The following is an 18,840-nucleotide window of genomic DNA, read 5'->3' on the forward strand; positions in this document are numbered from 1 at the left end:
AGGACGTCGTCCGGGTCGGGGGCCGAGGTGGTCAGGGCTTGGGTCCCGCTGCCGCCGGTTTGGTGGTGCTGGGCGGTGAGGACGCGGTCTCTGGCGGTGAATGCGCGCCCGCCGCTTCAATGGGTTTGGGGGCGTAGCTGAACGGCCCCGGGTCGGTGCAGGGTGGCGTCGCCACGGGTTGAACCGGCTTGCCGGCGGCCCGGGTGCGCTCAAGATACGTGGCGGCCACCCGGTCCATCGACTGGCACAGCTTGTAGGCCGCGGCCTTGTCGGTCCAGGCGGTTCTGGCGGCGGTTTCGGCGGCTTTGGCCTTGGCCTCGTCCGACAGTGGGGGCAGCTTGGCCATGGCACTGCCCGCGACGAGGGCAAGGAACGACAAGGCGATCTGGGTTCTCATGCTGGATCTCCGTGGTTGGCCTGCGGGCGGGGCTCAGGCTCCGCGGGGCCGCGGCGGCATCTGCTTCTCGGGCGCCGATGCGTCCGAGCGCTGCGCGGGGATCTTGCCGGCCTGGATGTCCTCGTACCACAAGGCGTGGTGTTCCCTGGCCCAGCCCTCGCTGACATAACCGGTGCGCATGGCGCGGTAGGCGCCGCGCATGCCGATGGTGCCCAGGTAGATATGGCCAAAGAAAGCGCAGACCATCAGCACGGCGCCGATGGCATGGAACATGTGGGCCACCTGCATCGTGCCGCGCGTGTACGCGATGTTCGGTATCAGCTGGTCGAGCACCAGGCCCGAGGCGATGACGGTCAGGCCGAGCACCAGGACGCCTCCCCAGAAGATGGCTTTCTCGCCCGCGTTGAAGCGGTGCGAGGGGACCTCTTCGCCCGAGAGCATGCCGCCGCCTTTCTTGATCCAGGTCCAGTCCTCCTTGCGCGGCAGGTTGTCCTTGATGAAGGTGAAGATGATGACCAGCAGCGACACGACGAACAAAGGGCCGACGAAGTTGTGCAGCGTCTTCAGGCCGTAGGTGAGCGCACCGAAGATCGTGCCGCCCAGCACCGGCAGCAGGAAGAATTTGCCGAACGCCATGACCACGCCGGAGAGCGCCAGCAGCACGAAGGCAATGGCGTTGAGCCAGTGTGCGGCACGCTCGAACGGCGTGAAGCGCTCGATGCGCCGGCCGCCCTCCGGATGCTTGTGCCCGATGGCGCCGCGGCGGACGTAGAAGAGAGCGATCGCGACCAGCACGATCAGCATCAGCGAGCCCCCGTAGGGAATGATCACGCGGTTGCGCACCTGCCGCCAGGCCTCGCCCGCGTTGGTGTGGTCGGAGCCCGGGTAGGTGACGAAGCGCTGGATCAGAACGCCCTTTTCCACACCCGGAAGATTGGTCACGCCCGCGGTTTCACCCGACTGGCGCACGCCACGCCAGAAGGGCGCGTTGTTGCCGGGCTGCGACCGCGCGCGGGCCGCGTTGTTTTCATCGGCCTGGGGTTCCGCGGGCGCCACGAAGCCTGCCGGCGGCCCCTTTGTCGCCTCCGCGGGTGCGGTCGTCTGCGCCTGCGCGCATACACCCGCGGTGCTCAACAGCACGGTCACCAGCCAACGGGACAACAGCTTGTTCATCGTGGAGGCCTCCGCGGAATGTCGTCGGGTCACGGCGCGATGCGCGCGTACTCGTCCTGATGGCGGTTGCGTTGCTTGACCTGCTCTTCCCAGCTGGCCTTGTCGCCCGGTTTCCAGCCCGGGGCGTCAAAGGCCGGTTTAGCGCCATTCCAGGCCTGGGCATCGCTCGTGCGCGCGCTGGCGGTCTGCGGCTTCTCGCCGCAGGCGCCGAGCAACAGCGCGAGCGTTGCGGCGAAGAACACCGTTCGGGCGATGGGTTTGCGGCACATCACTTGCTCGGCTTTCCGTAGGCCGTGCCCCAACCCCACACCTCGCTGCCCTTGCCGCGGTGCAGAACGCGGGTGCGGAAGATGTCGGCCACGACGTCACCATCGCCGCCCAGCAAGGCCTTGGTGGAGCACATTTCGGCACACGCGGGCAGCTTGCCTTCGGCCAGGCGGTTGCGCCCGTACTTCTCGTTCTCGGCGGCACTGCCGTTGTCCTCGGGCCCGCCCGCGCAGAAGGTGCACTTGTCCATCTTGCCGCGCAACCCGAACGTGCCGTTGCTCGGGAACTGCGGCGCACCGAAGGGGCAGGCGTAGCTGCAATAGCCACAGCCGATGCACGTGTCCTTGTTGTGCAGCACCACGCCTTCGTCGGTGCGGTAGAAGCAGTCGACCGGGCACACCGCCATGCAGGGCGCATCGCTGCAATGCATGCAGGCGACCGAGATGCTTTTTTCGCCCGGCTGGCCATCGCCCAGGGTGACCACGCGGCGGCGGTTCACGCCCCAGGGAACGTCGTTCTCAGCCTTGCAGGCTGTGACACAACCGTTGCACTCGATGCAGCGCTCGGCATCGCAGATGAACTTCATTCGTGCCATGGTCGGACTCCTTTAGGTGGCCTTCTCGATCTGGCACACGGTGGTCTTGGTTTCCTGCATCATCGTGACGCTGTCGTAGCCGTAGGTGGTCGCGGTGTTCACGGCTTCGCCACGCACCACCGGCATCGCGCCCTCGGGGTAGTACTTGGCCAGGTCCATGCCGCCCCAGCGCCCGGAGAAGTGGAAGGGCAGGAACACGGTGCTTGCGTCCACGCGCTCGGTGACCTGCGCGCGCACCTTCAATCCCTTGAAGTCGGGCAGGGCCGCCATGGGTGGGGTCTTGACCCACACCTGGTCGCCGTCGCGGATGCCGCGGTCGTTGGCCGCGCGCGGGTTGATCTCCACGAACATCTCCTGCTGCAGCTCGGCCAGCCAGGGGTTGGAGCGCGTTTCCTCGCCACCGCCTTCGTACTCGACCAGACGGCCCGAGGTCATGATCAACGGGAAGGTCTTGACGATGTCCCTGTTCTTGTCCTGCACGGACTTGTAGAGGGTGGGCATGCGCCAGAAGGCCTTCTTGTCGTCGTGCGTCGGGTACTTGTCGATGAGGTCGGGGCGCGTGCTGTAAAGAGGCTCGCGGTGCTGCGGGATCGGGTCGGGGAAGTTCCAGACCACCGCGCGGGCCTTGGCGTTGCCAAAGGGGTGGCAACCGTGGTTCTTCATGGTCACGCGGATGATGGCGCCCGTGGGGTCGGTCTTCCAGTTCTTGCCCTCGGCGGCCTTCTGTTCGGCTTCCGTGAGCTCGTTCCACCATCCCAGCTTCTTGAGCAGCAGGTGGTCGAATTCGGGGTAGCCCGTGGTCAGGTCCGCGCCCTTGCTGTGCGAGCCGTCGGCGGCCAGCAGCGGGACGCCCTCGCGTTCCACGCCGAAGTTGGCGCGGAAGTTGCCCCCGCCGTCCATCACGTGCTGGCTGGTGTCGTACAGGTTGGCCGTGCCCGGGTGCTTCAACTCCGGCGTGCCCCAGCATGGCCAGGGGAGCCCGAAGAAGTCGCCATCGAGCGAGTAGCCGGTTTCCTTGTCGATGCCGCCCTTGGCGCGCAGTGTCTTCACGTCGAAGACGTTCATGTTGCGCATGTGCGCCTTCAGCCGCTCCGGGCTCTGGCCGGTGTAGCCGATGGTCCAGACGCATTTGTTGATTTCGCGCAGGATGTCCTCGGGCACGGGTTCGTCCAGGCCCTTGATCTTCTGCATCTTGTAGTTCTTGACCAGCTCCTTGCCGAAGCCCAGCTTCTCGGCCAGCTGGTACATGATCATGTGGTCGCTGCGGCTTTCCCACAGCGGGTCGATGACCTTCTCGCGCCATTGCAGCGACCGGTTGGACGCCGTGCACGAGCCGCTGGTCTCGAACTGCGTGCAGGCCGGCAGCAGGTAGACCGCGCGATTGGGATTGAGGTCGCCCTCTTTGCCGGGCATGGCGGCCATGGCCGCGGTGGCGCTGGGGAATGGGTCGATCACCACCAGCAGGTCCAGCTTGTCCAGCGCGGTCTTCATTTCCAGACCGCGCGTCTGCGAGTTCGGCGCATGGCCCCAGAAGAACAGGGCGCGCAGGTTGCTGTCCTGATCGAGCAACTCGTTCTTCTCGAGCACGCCATCGATCCAGCGGGACACCGTCATGCCCGGCTTGGTCATCATGCCGGGCGCGTACTGCTGCTTGATCCACTCGAAGTCGACGCCCCAGGTGGCCGCGAAGTGCTTGAACGAGCCCTCGGCCAGGCCGTAGTAGCCGGGCAGGGAGTCCGGGTTGGGGCCGACGTCGGTTGCGCCCTGCACGTTGTCGTGACCGCGGAAGATGTTGGCGCCGCCGCCGGACTTGCCGATGTTGCCCAGCGCCAGCTGCAGGATGCAGGAGGCGCGCACCATGGCGTTGCCGATGGTGTGCTGGGTCTGGCCCATGCACCACACCAGCGTGCTGGGCCGGTTCTCGGCCATCATCCGGGCGACCTTGAGCGTGGTCGCCTCGTCGACGCCGCAGACTTCCTGCACCTTGTCGGGCGTCCACTTGGCCAGCACGTCCTCGCGCACCTTGTCCATGCCGTAGACGCGGTTCTCGATGTACTGCTTGTCTTCCCAGCCGTTCTTGAACACCTGGTAGAGCACCCCGAAGAGGAAGGCGATGTCGGTACCCGAGCGGATGCGCACGTACTCGTCGGCCTTGGCCGCGGTGCGCGTGAAGCGGGGGTCGACCACGATCATCTTGCAGCCGGTCTCCTTGGCATGCAGCATGTGCAGCATCGACACCGGGTGCGCCTCGGCGGCGTTGGAGCCGATGTACAACGCGCACTTGCTGTTCTGCATGTCGTTGTAGGAGTTGGTCATCGCCCCATAGCCCCAGGTGTTGGCGACACCGGCGACGGTGGTGCTGTGGCAGATGCGGGCCTGGTGGTCGGTGTTGTTGCTGCCCCAGAGCGAGAGCCACTTGCGCAGCAGGTAGGACTGCTCGTTGTTGTGCTTGGACGAGCCGACCACGAAGACGGAGTCGGGGCCGCTGGCCTTCTTCAACTCCAGCATTTTGGCCGTGACTTCCTGCAGCGCCTGGTCCCAGCTGATGCGCTCGTACTTGCCGTTGACGAGCTTCATCGGGTACTTGAGGCGGAACTCGCCATGGCCGTGCTCGCGCAGCGCCGCGCCCTTGGCGCAGTGCGCGCCCAGGTTGATCGGCGAATCGAACACCGGTTCCTGGCGCACCCACACACCGTTCTCCACCACGGCATCGACCGCGCAGCCCACCGAGCAGTGGCCGCACACGGTGCGCTTGACCTCGACCTTGCCCGAGCCATCGCCGGCCTTGACCGGATCGGCCGCCTCGGCCTTCTTGACCAACGACAACTGCGAAGCGGCGATGCCCACGCCGACGCCCAGGCCCGAGCGGCGCAGGAAGGCGCGGCGGTCGATGGTGGGCACGGCGTGCGCGAGGCCGCGCGCGAGGTTGGTGACCAGGCCAGAGGACACGGCCCCGGCTGACGTGGTGTGTGTTTTGCGCGTGAGCAGCATGGTGGGACTCCTCGCGCTCAGACCCTGGCGGTCTTGTAGTAACGCTGGATGTGCTCCGTCAGCCGATAACCCTCGGCGGACGGTGCTGTGGCAGCAGCGGCGGGTTCAGGGTTTTGCGTCACGCCGGGCAGCACGGCGACGACCGCCGCCGCCGCCCCTGCGACGCCGGCGCCCGCGAAAACGGTGCGGCGTGAGAGCGTGGGTTGGCGCGGATCGCGCAACGGGTTTGGCTTTGGCATTTGGCTCACCTCGTTCCGGCTCGGATGCCGGTGCTTCGCTGAAACTCCATATGACCGTCCGAGCATAAGCCGTAACAAATTCTGAGTCCACTAAGGGATTGCACCCATCTATCGACGGGCCCATCGCAGGCCTATACTGAATCGAACAGTCCCATCGACGTGCGCCTTCGCGCGCTGATTGCCCACGGTGTTCTCGAGCGATTCCCCACCTTCCTTGCGCGTTGCGGTGCGCATTGACCGACTGCGGCAACCGACCCGCTGGGAGGACTGGCGCTTCAACATCGCCGAGGTGGTCCTCGATGACGGCCTGTTCGGTGGTGAGCAGCGGGTGCTGCGGGACGATGGCCATTGCACACAGTGGCTGTTCCCGGATCTGCCGGTGTCCCTGCACCGCGACGAGGCCGAGGGCTACTACCTCAACCTCAGCTCCGGGTCCCCGGTCTGGTTTGTGATGTGGCGTGTCCACCATGCGGACCCCTCCCTGGCGTGGCCAGAGATCGTCACCCTCTCCTACAACGAGGCGGGCCGGTGGCTGGATGCCCAGGAACGGGTGGACAACTGCCCGCTCGACGCCCCGGTGCGCGACGCGCTGCAGGACTACGTCGATGCCAACTACCGGCCCGAGCCGAAGAAGCGCAAGCGCCCCGCCTCCTTCGTGGCGCCGGAAGACAGGCGCTGACGGCCGTGGAAGAGAACCAGGGCTTCCTGTCACGCTGGTCACGGCGCAAGGTGGAGGCGCGCCATGGCGACCCGCTGCCGGACGTGTCGCCACCAGAGGCCACGCGCCCGTTGGACGAAGCGCCGGCGCACGGCGAAGCGGCACGCGCGCGCGCCGCGTTGTCATCCGGGTCCTGCGATGCCGGGCAGCCCGATTCGAAGGGCCCGCCGCCGCCCACGCTGGCCGACGTGGCCATGCTCACCCGCGAGTCCGACTATGCGCGGTTCGTCGCGCCCGAGGTGAGTGGCGAAGTCCGCAATGCCGCGCTGAAGAAGCTGTTCACCGACCCGCATTTCAACGTGATGGACGGACTCGACACCTACATCGACGACTACAACACACCCGACCCCTTGCCCGCGTCGATGCTGCGCCAGATGGCGCAGGCGGCCTACCTGGGCCTGGTCGAACCGGAACCCGCGCCGACCTCGGCGCCCATGGCCGGCAACGCACCGGCCGTGCCCACCGCCGCCGCACTGCATGCGGCCGAGATGAAGACCCACGATGAAGACCCTGATCTGCGATTGCAACCGCTCGATGACGCTGGACCGCCCGGCGCTGAGCCAGGCGCTGACGAAGACACCGGGCGCCAGCGCTGAGGGCATCGGCGACGTCCATTCGGTGCTGTGCCGGCGCGAGGCGCCGGCCTTCCAGCGCGCCGCCAGATCGGGCGAGGAACTGCTCGTGGCCTGCACGCAGGAAAGCCGCCTGTTCCAGGCGCTGGCCGAGCACACCGAAGGCGCGCCCGCGCTGACCGAGCGGCCCATCCGTTTCGTCAACCTGCGCGAAACCGGTGGCTGGTCCCGCGAAGGCGCGGCGGCCACGCCCAAGCTGGCCGCGCTGATCGCCGCGGCCCAGTTGCCATCCCCCGAGCCGGTGGGGACGGTGAGCTACCGCTCGGCCGGCCACTGCCTCATCCTGGGTCCGGCCGCACGCGCCGAGGCCGCCGCGGCGCTGCTGGCCGACAAGCTGGAACTGAGCTTGCTCGTCGATGGCGGCGACTTGCAGCAGGCGCACGAGTTCGCGGTCCAGCGTGGTCGGCTCACGCAACTCACCGGCTGGCTGGGCGCCTTCGCGGCGCGCTGGGAAGACGCCAACCCGATCGACCTGGATCTGTGCACGCGCTGCAACGCCTGCATCGAGGTCTGCCCCGAGGGCGCCATCGATTTCGGCTACCAGGTCGACCTCGCGCGCTGCAAGGCGCACCGCGATTGCGTCGCGGCTTGCGACGCGGCCGGCGCGATCGACTTCAACCGCGGCCCGCGCATCTCCGAAGGCCGCTTCGACCTCGTGCTGGATCTGGGCGCGACGCCCGCCTTCGCCATGCACCAGCCGCCGCAGGGCTACTTTCACGTGGGCAGTGAGACGCAGCTCATGCCCGCCGTGTTCGCGCTGCGCGAGATGGTGGGCGAGTTCGAGAAACCCAAATTCTTCCGCTATGAGCAGCGCGTGTGCGCGCACAGCCGCAACGAGCAGATCGGCTGCACCGCCTGCATTGACGTGTGTTCGGCGCAGGCCATCCGCTCCGACGCCTCGCTCAAGGGCAAGACCGTGGGACGCAAAGGTGGCAGTGCCGCGCCGCTCACGGCGGGCATCGTGGTCGAACCCCATCTGTGCGTGGGCTGTGGTGCTTGCAGCACCGTGTGCCCCACGGGTGCCATCAGCTACGGCTACCCCGGCCCGGTCGACCTGGGCCACCGCGTGCGCACGCTGCTCAAGACCTATGCGGTCGCTGGTGGTCGTGACGCCGTGCTGCTGCTGCACAGCCAGGAGGAAGGCACGTCCCTCATCAACGCGCTGGGCCGCGTCGCCAGCACGCACCGCGCACAGGGCATGCCCGCGCGCGTGTTGCCCATGGCCCTGTGGCACAGCGCCAGTGTCGGGCTGGATGTCTGGCTGAGCGCCTTTGCCCAGGGCGCCAACCAGGTCTGGGTGTTGGTGGGCGAGTCCGAAGCGCCCGCGTATCGGCAGGCGCTGGCCGATCAGATGGCGCTGGCGCAGGCCATCCTGCACGGCCTGGGTTATGCGGGCGAGCATTTCCGGCTCATCGATGCCCGGGGCGATGTGGCCTCGCTCGATGCGGCGTTGCGCGCGGCGCCTGCGCAGGGCGTGGCCCGGCCCGCGGGCTTCGCGATCCAGCCCGACAAACGCGGCACGCTGGAACTCGTGCTGGGCCATCTGATCGATTGTTTGCCCGATGCGGCCCCTCCGCCAGACGTCATCGTGTTGCCAGCGGCAGGTGCACCGTATGGCAACGTCCTGGTCGACAGCGCCAAGTGCACGCTGTGCCTGGCCTGCGTGGGTGCTTGCCCGTCCCGCGCGCTGGCCGACAACCCCGATCAACCGCAGTTGAAGTTCATCGAGAAGAACTGCGTGCAGTGCGGGCTGTGCCAGAGCACCTGTCCCGAGGATGCGATCCGGCTGGAACCGCGGCTGTTGCTGGCCGATGGTGGCCGCGAGCGCACGCGTTCGCGCGTGCTGCACGAGGCGCAGCCCTTCCATTGCGTGCGTTGCGCCAAGCCCTTCGGCACGCTGCGCGCGATCGAGACGATGATCACCCGGCTCGCCGGCCACGCCGCCTTCCAGGGTGCCGCGGCCGAACGGCTGAAGATGTGCAGCGATTGCCGCGTCATCGACATGTATTCCAATACCCACGAACAACGCATCACCGACCTGTGAAGAACGAACCTTTCAGCGAAGAAATCGCCCGCGCCGAACTCTATGGCCTGCTCGCGCGCCTGTGGCTGGCGCCGCCCGACGAGCCACTGCTGCAGCAGTTCCGTGTGGCGGTGACCGTGGCCCCGCAGGCCGGCGGCTTGCTCGAAGCGCCCTGGCAGGCACTGGTGGAGCAGATGCGCGCCACCACGGTGGCAACGGCCAGCGCCGAATTCATCGCGCTGTTTCAGGGCGTGGGCAAGCCCGAGGTCTTTCCCTATGGTTCCTTCTTCCTGGCGGGCTTCGTCAACGAAAAGCCGCTGGCGCTGTTGCGCACCGACCTCGCTCAACTGGGCCTGACGCGCGATGCGGCACTGCTGGAAACCGAAGACCACGTGGCCTACCTCTTCGAGGTGATGCGTTACCTGATTGCGGGCGAGGATGCGGCCGTGAGCAACCTCGAGCAGCAGCGGCGCTTCTTCCGTACCCATGTACAGCCCTGGATCGAAGCCCTCTGCCAGGCGGTGCAGGCGCAGCCCGCGGCCCGGCTCTGGAGCGCCGTGGCGGCGATGACATGGGCCTTCGTGCAAGTCGAGACACAGGCCTTCGACCTGCTCGAAACCTGAGCACACCGAGAATCAACGCATGAACCCGATTTCGCGCGACGACATCACGGGCCTGGTGCTGGCCGGCGGCCGCGGCAGCCGCATGGGCGGGGTCGACAAGGGGCTGCAGAACCACCGCGGCATGCCGTTGGCCCTGCACGCCCTGCTGCGTCTGCAGCCGCAGGTGGGCGCGACCATGATCAGCGCCAACCGCAACCTCTCGGCCTACGAGGCCATGGGGGCGCCTGTGTGGCCCGATTCCATCGACGGTTATGCGGGCCCGCTGGCCGGGCTGCTGACCGGGCTGGAGCACGCGCAGACGGGCTGGCTGGTGACCGTGCCCTGCGACACGCCCAACTTCCCGACCGATGTCGTCGAACGCCTGGCCGTTGCGGCGGCCGCGCAGGACGCCGAGATCGCCATGGCCGCCGCGCCCGAAGAGGGGCGGTTGCGCGCGCAACCGGTGTTCTGCCTGCTGCGCACCGATCTCATGGAAAGCCTGGTGGCGTACCTGCACGAAGGTGAGCGCAAATTCGACCGCTGGACCGCGCGGCACCGCACGGTCGAGGTGCCCTTCGAGGATGGCGCCGCCTTCTTCAATGCCAACACCCTGGGCGAACTGGGCCAGTTGCAGCGCTGATGCCGCCGCGGAGCAACGGCTCTTAGCGCTTGGGCTTCTTGTAGCGCCACCAGGGCAAGGCCTGCGTGAGCGACAGCACCTCGCCCGGTCGGTGCACGCCGTAACCGGGCAGCCGGCTCAAAGCCTGTGCCCAGGCCGGTGAAGCCAGGCGCTCGCGCAGCTTGCGCAACGGCGGCGTCTCCAGGTCTTCCTTCAGGCACAGCAGGTAGTAGTTTTCGTCCACCAGCGGCGAGAACGCCAGGCCCGCCTCGGCGGCCGCGGCCTCGATGCCGATGCCCACGTCGGCCGCGCCCGACGCGATCGCCGCGGCCACGGCCACGTGGGTGTCTTCGGTGCGGGTGGTGTAGCCGGGCACCTGTTCGGGGCGCAGGCCCGCTTGCGCGAGCAGGTGGTCCGTGAGCAGCCGCGTGCCCGAAGCGGGTTGGCGCGAGACGAAGCGCCAGCGGCCTGTGCGCAGGGCCAGGATGTCTTCAGGCCGCGTATCGCCAGGCCGCCAGATCCAGCCCTGGCGCCGCCAGTGGCTGCCGATGAGCTTGTGCTGGCCCGGCTGCAGCAGCGGCCGCAGCGCCGTGGCCATGACGCTGTCCGCCGCAGCAGCGCGCGCCACATGGAAGCCGGCGACGCGGCAGCGGCCGTCGTTGAGCGCGCGCAGGGCCTCCTGGCTGCCCGCGAAACGCAGACCGATGTGCAGGCCGTCGCGTTCCTCGGCCAGCGTCTGCAGTTGCGGCAGGCCCAGGTCGTGGCTGGCGAAGATGTCCAGCACCTGCAGCGACGCGTCGTCGGCCAGCGCAAACACGCGCGCGAGTTCCGCGCGCAGCGCTTCCACGTGCGGGGTCATGCGCACGCGCGCCTGGCGCTCGGCCCACATGAGGCGTTGGGCAAACGGTGTCAGCCGCGCATGGCGGCCTTGGCCCCAATGCACCAGCGGTTCGCCCAGCACTTCTTCCCAGTGCTTGAGCGATCCCCAGGCGTGGCGGTAGGAGCTGTTCTGCGCCCGCGCCGCCGCGCTGATGGAGCCGTGTGCCTGCAACGCGAAGAGCAGGTCGAAAAGCGGGTTCTCGATCTGCGCACCCTGCTGGTCGGCGGCGCCGGCGGTTTCGAAGGTGTAGCGCAGATGGATGCCGCGCGAAGCACTGGGCATAGGTCGGTGCGGAGAGCGAGGCGCTGGGCCCCGGGGGTGTCGTGCCGATCATATCGGCCGCTACCGATCACCTCTGCGGTGCGCAGGGCCGCTGGAGGGGCTGGCCGTTCACAGCTTCGCGTTCGGGAAGAACAGCTGCTCGCCGCCGATCTTGTAGGCCGCGATGGCGGCCTGGCCGGCCGGCGACACCACCCAGTCGGAGAAGGTCTGTGCGAAGGCCTTCTTCACGTGCGGGTGCCTGGCCGGGTTCACCACGATCACGCCGTACTGGTTGAACAGATTCCTGTCGCCTTCGACGACGATGCCCAGGTCGGCGCGGTTCTTGAAGTTGAGCCAGGTGCCACGGTCGGAGAGCACATAGGCATGGGTGGACGCTGCGATGTTGAGCGCCGGCCCCATGCCGCAACCGCATTCCTTGTAGCCCGTGGGCTTGGCGGTGGCCACGTCGATGCCCGCCTCCTTCCATTGGCGCAACTCGGCCGAGTGGGTGCCGCTCTTGTCGCCGCGCGAGATGAACGCCGCGCCCGTCTCGCCCAGGCGCTTGAGCGCGCTTGCAATGTTGTTGCCGCGCACGCCAGCGGGGTCGGCCTTGGGGCCAATGAGCACGAAGTCGTTGTACATCACGGGTCGGCGTTCGAGGCCGAAGCCCTCGGCGACAAACTTTTCCTCGGCGGGCTGGTCGTGCACGAAGAGCGCGTCGGCATCGCCGCGGCGCGCCATGTCCAGCGCCTGGCCCGTGCCCACGGCCACCACGCGCACCTCGATGCCCGAGGCCTTGGTGAACTCGGGCAGCAGATGCTTGAACAAACCGGATTGCTCGGTGGAGGTGGTCGAGGCCAGCACGATGAATTTTTCTTGTGCCTGGACAAGGGGTGCCAGCAGCGTCGCAGCGACAAGGACGAGGAGCGTGAAACTTCTGCGCGAGGTCATGGGCGTGTGGGGATTTGAGTTGTTGGAGGGCGCGCCCATTCTGGCAGTGCCATCTCCCTCGGGCTATATGAACGCCCGAGCATAGGTTGCGAGCGAACCCGAGCGCGATGCACCCGGCCATGCCGTTCTCAAGCGTCGGTGTCGGTCGCTTCGGTATCGACGCGAAAGCCGAGATCGCGCAAGGCGTTGCGCGCGGCGTCGGAGCGCAGCAAGGCGATGAACGCCTGCACGGGCGCGCGTTCCAGTCGCGTTTTCGGCACCACGAAGTCGTAGTGTTCTTCCTGGATCGGAATGAACCCCAGGTCGTACTGCCGTGCGACGGTATCGATGGCCAGACCCCAGTCGGCGCGCCGCTGCGCGATGGCCACGGCCACGGCGTTGTGCGACTTGGTCTGCACGCCGAAGCCCGGCGGTTGCGCGCCGTCGAGCAGGCGGTCGATCAGAATGCGTGTGCCGCTGCCAGCGTTGCGGTTCACCATGACGCAGCCGGGCTCCGTACGGGCTGCCGTGATCGCGGACACCGCGTCACGCCCTTCAAAGCGGGCGTCACCCCGTCGGTAGACGATGCCCTGCATGCGGCCATAGCCCGGGATCAGTTCCAGGGCCGGCGTCAGCAGCGGCCGGTTGTAGATGCCGGTGGCGGGGTCCATCAGGTGGATGCCCGCGGCATCGCATTCACCCCGCCGGGCGGCCATCAAACCGCCCGTGCTGCCCACACTCATGGACTTGATGCGGATGCCCTGGCGCATCAGCTCGCCGGCCAACCAATCGAGGCCCACGCAATGGCTGCCGATCAGAATGAGATCGGCCGCATCCAGACCTTTGCTCAGCAATTGCACCTGGACAGAAGCGCCTTCGTCCAGGATCTCGGTGTGCTGGCCAATCGTGATGAAGCCATCGGCGCCGCTGAAGGTGGTCACCGAACCCGATCCCTTGCCCATGGGATACGCGCTGAGGCCCCCCTCGGTGGGCACCAGGCCCACCAGGAGGTACTCGGTGCGGCCCCGTTCCGAGTTGATGCGCATCGGCAGCGTCGCCGTCATGTGCTCGTGCCTGGGCTGCAACGGCAGACCGGCGAACGCCCGGATCACCGGCGCCAGGAATTCGTGGAACGTGAAGACGGCCGAGGTCGGAAAGCCGGGCAGGATGACCACGGGCTTGCCGTTGGTGACGGCCAGGCACACCGGCTTGCCGGGCTTGAGCGCCACGCCGTGCGCGACGACGCCCGGATCGCCGAGGGCGCCCACCACACGGTAGGAAAGATCGCCCTCACCTTTGGACGTGCCGCCCGAAAAAACGACCGCGTCGTGCGCCAGTCCTTGGGCCAACGCGCTCGACAACGCGGCCTCGTCGTCCGGGATGACGCCCAGGTGCACGGGCACACCGCCCAACTCTTCGATGGCGGCGCCGATGATCGCCGCGTTGGAGTCGTACACGGCGCCGACGGGCAAGGGTTCGCCGGGCGCGACGATCTCATTGCCCGTGGAGAAGACGGCCACGCGCGGCTGGCGGTAGACGCACACATCGGCCAGACCCAATGCCGCGAGAACGCCGATTTCGCGCGAGCTCAGCGGCATGCCGGCGCGCAGCACGGTTTCTCCACGCGCGATGTCCGTGCCCGCATAGCTGACGTTCTCGCCGGCCGTGACCGCGCGCCGGATCTGTACGCCGCCGTCCGTGACGTCGGTGTGCTCCACCATCACCACCGCATCCGCGCCGCGCGGCAGCATGCCGCCGGTGGCGATGGTGGTTGCCAGACCGCCCCGCACCTCCTGACCCGGCGCGATGCCGGGCGCGAGGATCTCGCTGGTGAGTGCCAGCGAGCGCGCCTGCTCCTCCATGGCGCCCCAGGTGTCCGCGGCCTGTACCGCGAAGCCGTCGACATTGGAACGATCGAAACCGGGCACGTCGATGGGAGCGGCCACATCCACGGCCAACACCCGGTTCAGGGCGGCACGAAGCGGGATGGTTTCATGGCCCAGCGGTGCCAGATTCAGGTGCTCACGGAACCGGCGCTCGGCCTCGTCCCGCGTGACGACATGGAGAAATTGCGATTGGGCTTTCAAGGGCATTCGTAGAGATGGACGGTCACGTCGGTCCCGACACCGTAGCCTTCGCCTTCGGCGGGCACGACCACGAAACCATCGGCCCGTGTGGTTGAGCTCAGCATCGACGCTCCCGAGAGCGCGAGCGGCTCCAGGCCTTCTTCGCCCAGCTTCACGCGCACGTAGTCGACGCGGCCGACCTGCGAGACGATCTTGCGCGCGACGACGGCACGCGTTTGTCGATAGGGCCAGTCCGCGGGCAGGCCGCCCAGCCGGCGGATGGCACGGCCTGCGAAGAAGTCGTAGGCGCACAGGCAGGACACCGGGTTGCCGGGCAACAGAAAAACGTGTGCATCGCCGATACGGCCCATGCCCGCCGGGCTCGAGGGCCGCATCGCGATGCCGTGGATCGCGAGATCGCCCAATTCGGCCAGCAGCCGGGGCGCGTGGTCTTCCGCCCCGACGCTGGAGCCTCCCGAGACGAGAACAACATCGGCACCCGGGGCCGACATGGCGAGCTTGATGGCCTGCGGGTCATCGCCCAATCGCAGGTGGGATTCGATCACGCCACCATCCCGGCGAACCAGGCCGCGCAACATCATCGAGTTCGCGTCATAGATTTCATAGGGACGCTTGGGCTCGCCGGGCGGCCGTACTTCGTTGCCCGTGACCAGCAGGCGCACACGGGGACGGCGAACCACCTGCAAGTGCGTCAGGCCGAGCGAGGCGGCAAGGCCGGCGTCCTGGGGGCGCAGCCGGCGCCCTGTGGACAGCACCGTGGAACCCGATTGAATGTCCTCGCCCACATGCCCCACATGCTGCCCGGGTGCCACCGCACGCGTGATGGTGAGAAGACCATCCACCTCCGTTGCGTACTCGGCCGGCACGACGGCATCCACGCCATCCGGAACCGGTGCGCCGGTCATGATGCGAATGGCCGAGCGCTGTTGTACGGTGCCCTCGAATGGCCGTCCGGGAAACGAATGGCCCACGATGGAAAACGCCAGCGGGTTGTATTCACCCGCGCCCGTGGTCTCGGCAGCCCGCAGCGCGTAGCCGTCCATGGCCGAGCGGTCGAACTCCGGCACCGCAATGGACGCCACCACATGGGACGCCAGCACGCGTCCGGTGACGTCATCCATCGACACCTGTTCACCGGGCAGCACATGCGCATGATCGTCGATCCAGCCCAGTGCCGCGGCCACTTCAACCCGCTGCGTGAAGCCGCGCATGCGGATGTCAGGCGGGGCAACGTTGAGGGAAGGCGGAGGCATCAAATCAGTATAGGGGTGCGCTGGTGTCAGATGCTCCAGAAGTACCCTTACAAGCGAAGCCTTGGCCGGATGTCAACGGAAGGTTTTGAAACCCACCGTTATGGTCGGTGTGGCTGGTGAAGAATGGGTTCTCGGAAAACCTTCTCTAGCCCGATGTCGACCTGGTCGTGAGCACCGTTTGAATTTTGGGAAATTCTTTTTCAAGGTGTTCCAGGAACAAAGCCGCTGCGCGGATTCGGAGAGGGTTCGCCGACCTTGGTGAGCGTGTTCCGGTCGGCGTGGTGAAAGGGTTCTGCCAGCCCCTGGATCTGCATCACGGTGTCTTGGTCGTAGGACCAGGTACCGTCGGCGTTGAACGTTACCTTGATGCGCCACTCCAGCGTGGTGAAGGCGTGTTCAATGAACGGGTTGGACACGATGCCGTTCACCAGACTCCCGTGCATGGCTTGCAACTCAAAGCTGACCGGCGGTTCACTCACCAATCGGCATCCTCTTACTTCAATGCGTTCCGAGGTATGGGGAATTTCCCTCACTGTCGGGTACTGCGAAAGCCCGCTAGCATGAATCCGTCAATCTCGACTTCACAGGAAAGCACCACATGAGTCAGAAGATTGCATATGTCACGGGCGGCATGGGCGGCATCGGCACCGCCATCTGTCAACGCCTGCACCACGAAGGCTTCACCGTTATCGCGGGTTGCGGCCCCACACGTGACCACAAGAAATGGCTTCGCGAACAAAAGGTGCTGGACTACACCTTCCACGCCTCGGTCGGCAATGTGGCCGAATGGGATTCCACGGTTGAGGCATTCGCCAAGACCAAAGCCGAACATGGACCCATCGACGTGCTGGTCAACAACGCTGGCATCACCAAGGACCGTATGTTCTTGAAAATGTCCAAGGAAGATTGGGACGCGGTGATAAGTACCAACCTGGACTCCATGTTCAACGTCACCAAGCAGGTGGTGCCCGACATGGTGGAGAAAGGCTGGGGCCGCATCATCAACATCAGTTCGGTCAACGGCGCAAAGGGCCAGGCCGGGCAGACCAACTACTCGGCGGCCAAGGCGGGCATGCACGGCTTCTCCATGGCGCTGGCACAGGAGCTGGCCACCAAAGGTGTGACGGTCAACACCGTGAGCCCGGGCTACATCGGCACCGAGATGGTCAAGGCAATCCGCCCCGACGTGCTGGAAAAGATCGTGGCCACCGTGCCGGTCAAGCGCCTGGGCGAGCCGAGCGAGATCGCCTCCATCATCGCGTGGCTGGCGAGCGAGGAGGGCGGCTATGCCACCGGTGCCGATTTGTCGGTCAACGGTGGCCTGCACATGGGGTGAACCGCCCTGTTCCCTTCGTCCCCTTGGCCCTTCGGTCGATTCGCATCCTCCGCTTTTTCGGCGCCACGAACAGGGCATCTGGTTCCTGATGTCCCAATCACTGCATGCTCAAGAAGCTCGCTTTCCGCCTGTCACTCAGCTCCGCTCTACGCGAACTCGGCATCAACGAGATCGTTCTGAACTCGCCGCTTTCCACCGAGGTTGTCGATCAAGCGAGGAAGACTGGCCTCACGCCCAAGGAGGTCGCCATTGGCATCTACGCTGCAACTGCGGGTCGAATGAACGCCATGGACAAGTTGGCGGCTCAAGACGTGGTTCGCGATTGGCGACTTCAGCCCGAGGTGCGCGAGTTGCACTATCAAACGGCGATGCGTGGTGAGCTCTTCTCGCTACGAGTTTCGTAAGGCGCGTGATGCGATCGGCTACAGAACCAGGCCAGGCTGGCGCAGTTGACCGGCCATGGAGGCCGCATGGATACTGGGGTTCAATGAGTGGGATGGCTGATGCCGATGACTGGTCGCCCGAGGAGGAAGAGAAGCGGATGGAGCAGATGGCCCTGTTCCTGCGTAGAGCCTTGGGGCCACGGCGGAGCGCCAGCCGGACATCTTCTGGAGAGCCGTCAAGGTCTACAGCCCCCAGTTTGCACGAGCCCTCGCAGATGACCTCGCGCAGCGCCGTGAGGAGGACGCGCTGGGGAGATCGAGGGGGTCGAGAAGTAGCCCGGCTATGCACCCCTAGGAGGTGCAATTGCATAGCACGGAGGGCAGCATGCAGGGCGCGTCAAACGGAGAAGACGTGGCTACGAGATGTCGGGGAGACGCCGCAGCATTGTCGCCGCAGCCAACACCCAGTCCGTCGAGTCACCCTTGACCGTGAGGATCAATCGAGCACGCTGGGTTGCGCCGTCGCTTGCCTTCAGGTACTCGAAAACGCTACGCCGCTCCGCTATCGGCGCGTACCTATCAAAACGACCAAAGTCTCGAACCCGGACGTAGTTCCCGTTTTCCCAATGCACTTCAAGTGAAATACGCTCGTCGCCGGGGCTCCACGTGACACCGCGAACGCACGCGTCGATTTCGTAGTTCGTGTACGGAATGCCGGTAGCGCGGACATCGGTTTTCCACTTGTTTAATAGACGAAGCGCAGGAAGAGCCGAGCTTTGATCTTCGTCCGGCTCCAAGGCCTCAACGGAGGGGGCTGCCTCCGGGGGTTCCGTGCGGTCGGTGGGGACGTTGTTCACGATCCAAGACTGGATGCTGAAACGAGGGTCACGGTTGTAGACCTCGCAGAGGTCGGCGACCGCTTTGGTGTCGAATGTCTTTCGCTCAACAGTGGTACCCCGTAGGTATTCCATGTAGAGCTCAACAAAAGGGTGAGCACCGCCGCGCGTTCCAGGCGAGTCGCCGAACTGACTTTTCCGCCAGAAGGTTACTAACTCGGGATTGCTTTTTCTATGGTCCAGGACGTAGACGATGCCATCGTGGATTGCGCCATTGATCGAGAGCTTCCCTTCGTAAGTGATTCGGTCCTTGTATTGCGGTGCCGATGTCTTGTCACCGCTCAGAACTATGTGGAGCGGAGTCCTGATTTTCACCTCGGCCCCAAGACGGAGTGCGGCCGTAAAAATCAGTTTGAAGTATCGGTACGAGGGACGGCCCTGCACGTCCTGCCAGTCGAGGGTGTCTTCAAACGTCATGCAGGTCCTGTGTCTCGTTGGAGTGGAAAAGGATGCGGGCCGACCGTGATGGTATGCGCTTGAAGTAGCCCTGGCAGCGATTCAAGTCGCCGGGGCTGCGTGGGGGAACTGCGTGGGGGAAAGATCAAAAACAAAGCCCTC

Annotated in this window: 18 protein-coding genes and 2 pseudogenes; 8 read left to right on the forward strand and 12 right to left on the reverse strand. The window is 66.2% G+C overall.

What is annotated here, in order from left to right; translation table 11 throughout:
• Window positions 1-31: 31 nt before the first annotated feature.
• From FFS09_RS12590 to FFS09_RS12615, 6 genes are read right to left on the reverse strand one after another with little or no spacing between them, the layout of a single operon-like run.
• Window positions 32-397, reverse strand: a complete 366-nt coding sequence (locus FFS09_RS12590; RefSeq protein ID WP_137919229.1) for a hypothetical protein — start codon at window positions 395-397, stop codon at window positions 32-34.
• Window positions 398-430: 33 nt separating this feature from the next.
• Complete coding sequence (locus FFS09_RS12595; RefSeq protein ID WP_137919230.1) at window positions 431-1,570, reverse strand: formate dehydrogenase subunit gamma; 1,140 nt, start codon at window positions 1,568-1,570, stop codon at window positions 431-433.
• A gap of 29 nt (window positions 1,571-1,599) precedes the next feature.
• Entirely contained in the window at window positions 1,600-1,839 is a 240-nt protein-coding gene (locus FFS09_RS12600) for a hypothetical protein (protein ID WP_137919231.1), read from the reverse strand.
• A complete protein-coding gene (gene fdh3B / locus FFS09_RS12605) occupies window positions 1,839-2,432 on the reverse strand; it encodes a formate dehydrogenase FDH3 subunit beta (RefSeq protein WP_137919232.1) in 594 nt (197 codons plus the stop codon). The genes FFS09_RS12600 and fdh3B overlap by 1 nt, the downstream gene beginning before the upstream one ends.
• 12 nt (window positions 2,433-2,444) lie before the next feature.
• Window positions 2,445-5,423 (reverse strand): formate dehydrogenase subunit alpha, encoded by a 2,979-nt coding sequence (locus FFS09_RS12610; protein WP_137919233.1) that lies wholly within the window; start codon window positions 5,421-5,423, stop codon window positions 2,445-2,447.
• A 17-nt stretch (window positions 5,424-5,440) separates the two neighbouring features.
• Window positions 5,441-5,662 carry a formate dehydrogenase gene (locus tag FFS09_RS12615; protein ID WP_137919234.1) on the reverse strand — a complete coding sequence of 74 codons (222 nt, stop codon included), beginning with the start codon at window positions 5,660-5,662 and terminating at the stop codon, window positions 5,441-5,443.
• Window positions 5,663-5,876: 214 nt separating this feature from the next.
• On the opposite strand from FFS09_RS12615, the gene FFS09_RS12620 reads away from it, so the two are divergent.
• The 5 genes from FFS09_RS12620 to mobA are packed head-to-tail and all read left to right on the forward strand — an operon-like array spanning window position 5,877 to window position 10,277.
• Window positions 5,877-6,341, forward strand: a complete 465-nt coding sequence (locus FFS09_RS12620) for a DUF3305 domain-containing protein (protein ID WP_252374345.1) — start codon at window positions 5,877-5,879, stop codon at window positions 6,339-6,341.
• 5 nt (window positions 6,342-6,346) lie between these two features.
• A complete protein-coding gene (locus FFS09_RS12625) occupies window positions 6,347-6,976 on the forward strand; it encodes a DUF3306 domain-containing protein (protein ID WP_137919235.1) in 630 nt (209 codons plus the stop codon).
• Window positions 6,882-9,056, forward strand: a complete 2,175-nt coding sequence (locus FFS09_RS12630) for a 4Fe-4S binding protein (protein ID WP_137919236.1) — start codon at window positions 6,882-6,884, stop codon at window positions 9,054-9,056. The genes FFS09_RS12625 and FFS09_RS12630 overlap by 95 nt, the downstream gene beginning before the upstream one ends.
• Window positions 9,053-9,658: a TorD/DmsD family molecular chaperone gene (locus tag FFS09_RS12635; protein ID WP_137919237.1), complete on the forward strand. Its 606-nt coding sequence runs from the start codon at window positions 9,053-9,055 to the stop codon at window positions 9,656-9,658. Before FFS09_RS12630 ends, FFS09_RS12635 begins: the two co-directional genes overlap by 4 nt.
• Before the next feature lie 19 nt (window positions 9,659-9,677).
• Window positions 9,678-10,277 (forward strand): molybdenum cofactor guanylyltransferase MobA, encoded by a 600-nt coding sequence (gene mobA / locus FFS09_RS12640; protein ID WP_137919238.1) that lies wholly within the window; start codon window positions 9,678-9,680, stop codon window positions 10,275-10,277.
• Between the two features lie 22 nt (window positions 10,278-10,299).
• On the opposite strand, the gene FFS09_RS12645 is transcribed toward mobA, so the two are convergent.
• Both FFS09_RS12645 and FFS09_RS12650 read right to left on the reverse strand, forming a co-directional pair.
• Window positions 10,300-11,418 (reverse strand): substrate-binding domain-containing protein, encoded by a 1,119-nt coding sequence (locus FFS09_RS12645; RefSeq protein WP_137919239.1) that lies wholly within the window; start codon window positions 11,416-11,418, stop codon window positions 10,300-10,302.
• 108 nt (window positions 11,419-11,526) lie between these two features.
• Window positions 11,527-12,348 carry an ABC transporter substrate-binding protein gene (locus FFS09_RS12650; protein WP_137919240.1) on the reverse strand — a complete coding sequence of 274 codons (822 nt, stop codon included), beginning with the start codon at window positions 12,346-12,348 and terminating at the stop codon, window positions 11,527-11,529.
• 167 nt (window positions 12,349-12,515) lie between these two features.
• Here FFS09_RS12650 and FFS09_RS30630 point away from each other — a divergent pair.
• Window positions 12,516-12,610 (forward strand): annotated as a pseudogene (locus FFS09_RS30630).
• Window position 12,611: 1 nt separating this feature from the next.
• Here FFS09_RS30630 and FFS09_RS31550 read toward each other — a convergent pair.
• The 3 genes and pseudogenes from FFS09_RS31550 to FFS09_RS12665 form a co-directional block, all read right to left on the reverse strand.
• Window positions 12,612-14,420: pseudogene (locus FFS09_RS31550) on the reverse strand (molybdopterin biosynthesis protein); the annotation flags it as partial.
• Window positions 14,411-15,667 (reverse strand): molybdopterin molybdotransferase MoeA, encoded by a 1,257-nt coding sequence (locus tag FFS09_RS12660; protein WP_252374347.1) that lies wholly within the window; start codon window positions 15,665-15,667, stop codon window positions 14,411-14,413. The gene FFS09_RS12660 and the pseudogene FFS09_RS31550, both read right to left, overlap by 10 nt.
• A gap of 200 nt (window positions 15,668-15,867) precedes the next feature.
• Window positions 15,868-16,146, reverse strand: coding sequence for a hypothetical protein (locus FFS09_RS12665; protein WP_502703727.1), 279 nt, complete (start codon window positions 16,144-16,146; stop codon window positions 15,868-15,870).
• A 119-nt stretch (window positions 16,147-16,265) separates the two neighbouring features.
• Here FFS09_RS12665 and phbB point away from each other — a divergent pair, with 119 nt between their 5' ends.
• Both phbB and FFS09_RS12675 read left to right on the forward strand, forming a co-directional pair.
• Window positions 16,266-17,003 carry an acetoacetyl-CoA reductase gene (gene phbB / locus FFS09_RS12670; protein ID WP_137919242.1) on the forward strand — a complete coding sequence of 246 codons (738 nt, stop codon included), beginning with the start codon at window positions 16,266-16,268 and terminating at the stop codon, window positions 17,001-17,003.
• A 104-nt stretch (window positions 17,004-17,107) separates the two neighbouring features.
• A complete protein-coding gene (locus FFS09_RS12675) occupies window positions 17,108-17,407 on the forward strand; it encodes a hypothetical protein (RefSeq protein WP_137919243.1) in 300 nt (99 codons plus the stop codon).
• 395 nt (window positions 17,408-17,802) lie between these two features.
• Here FFS09_RS12675 and FFS09_RS12680 read toward each other — a convergent pair whose 3' ends face one another.
• Window positions 17,803-18,699, reverse strand: coding sequence for a hypothetical protein (locus FFS09_RS12680; RefSeq protein ID WP_137919244.1), 897 nt, complete (start codon window positions 18,697-18,699; stop codon window positions 17,803-17,805).
• Between the last annotated feature and the right edge of the window lie 141 nt (window positions 18,700-18,840).

This window comes from Hydrogenophaga sp. 2FB (assembly GCF_005503365.1).
GTDB lineage: Bacteria > Pseudomonadota > Gammaproteobacteria > Burkholderiales > Burkholderiaceae_C > Hydrogenophaga.

What these genes read in the sequence shown, in the direction of transcription:
- FFS09_RS12675 (WP_137919243.1), top strand. Translation starts at nt 17,108, where the DNA reads ATGCTCAAGAAGCTCGCTTTCCGCCTGTCACTCAGCTCCGCTCTACGC.
- FFS09_RS12680 (WP_137919244.1), bottom strand. Translation starts at nt 18,699, where the DNA reads ATGACGTTTGAAGACACCCTCGACTGGCAGGACGTGCAGGGCCGTCCC.
- phbB (WP_137919242.1), top strand. Translation starts at nt 16,266, where the DNA reads ATGAGTCAGAAGATTGCATATGTCACGGGCGGCATGGGCGGCATCGGC.
- FFS09_RS12660 (WP_252374347.1), bottom strand. Translation starts at nt 15,667, where the DNA reads ATGCCTCCGCCTTCCCTCAACGTTGCCCCGCCTGACATCCGCATGCGC.
- FFS09_RS12630 (WP_137919236.1), top strand. Translation starts at nt 6,882, where the DNA reads ATGAAGACCCTGATCTGCGATTGCAACCGCTCGATGACGCTGGACCGC.
- FFS09_RS12650 (WP_137919240.1), bottom strand. Translation starts at nt 12,348, where the DNA reads ATGACCTCGCGCAGAAGTTTCACGCTCCTCGTCCTTGTCGCTGCGACG.
- FFS09_RS12645 (WP_137919239.1), bottom strand. Translation starts at nt 11,418, where the DNA reads ATGCCCAGTGCTTCGCGCGGCATCCATCTGCGCTACACCTTCGAAACC.
- FFS09_RS12610 (WP_137919233.1), bottom strand. Translation starts at nt 5,423, where the DNA reads ATGCTGCTCACGCGCAAAACACACACCACGTCAGCCGGGGCCGTGTCC.
- mobA (WP_137919238.1), top strand. Translation starts at nt 9,678, where the DNA reads ATGAACCCGATTTCGCGCGACGACATCACGGGCCTGGTGCTGGCCGGC.
- FFS09_RS12590 (WP_137919229.1), bottom strand. Translation starts at nt 397, where the DNA reads ATGAGAACCCAGATCGCCTTGTCGTTCCTTGCCCTCGTCGCGGGCAGT.
- FFS09_RS12615 (WP_137919234.1), bottom strand. Translation starts at nt 5,662, where the DNA reads ATGCCAAAGCCAAACCCGTTGCGCGATCCGCGCCAACCCACGCTCTCA.
- fdh3B (WP_137919232.1), bottom strand. Translation starts at nt 2,432, where the DNA reads ATGGCACGAATGAAGTTCATCTGCGATGCCGAGCGCTGCATCGAGTGC.
- FFS09_RS12600 (WP_137919231.1), bottom strand. Translation starts at nt 1,839, where the DNA reads ATGTGCCGCAAACCCATCGCCCGAACGGTGTTCTTCGCCGCAACGCTC.
- FFS09_RS12595 (WP_137919230.1), bottom strand. Translation starts at nt 1,570, where the DNA reads ATGAACAAGCTGTTGTCCCGTTGGCTGGTGACCGTGCTGTTGAGCACC.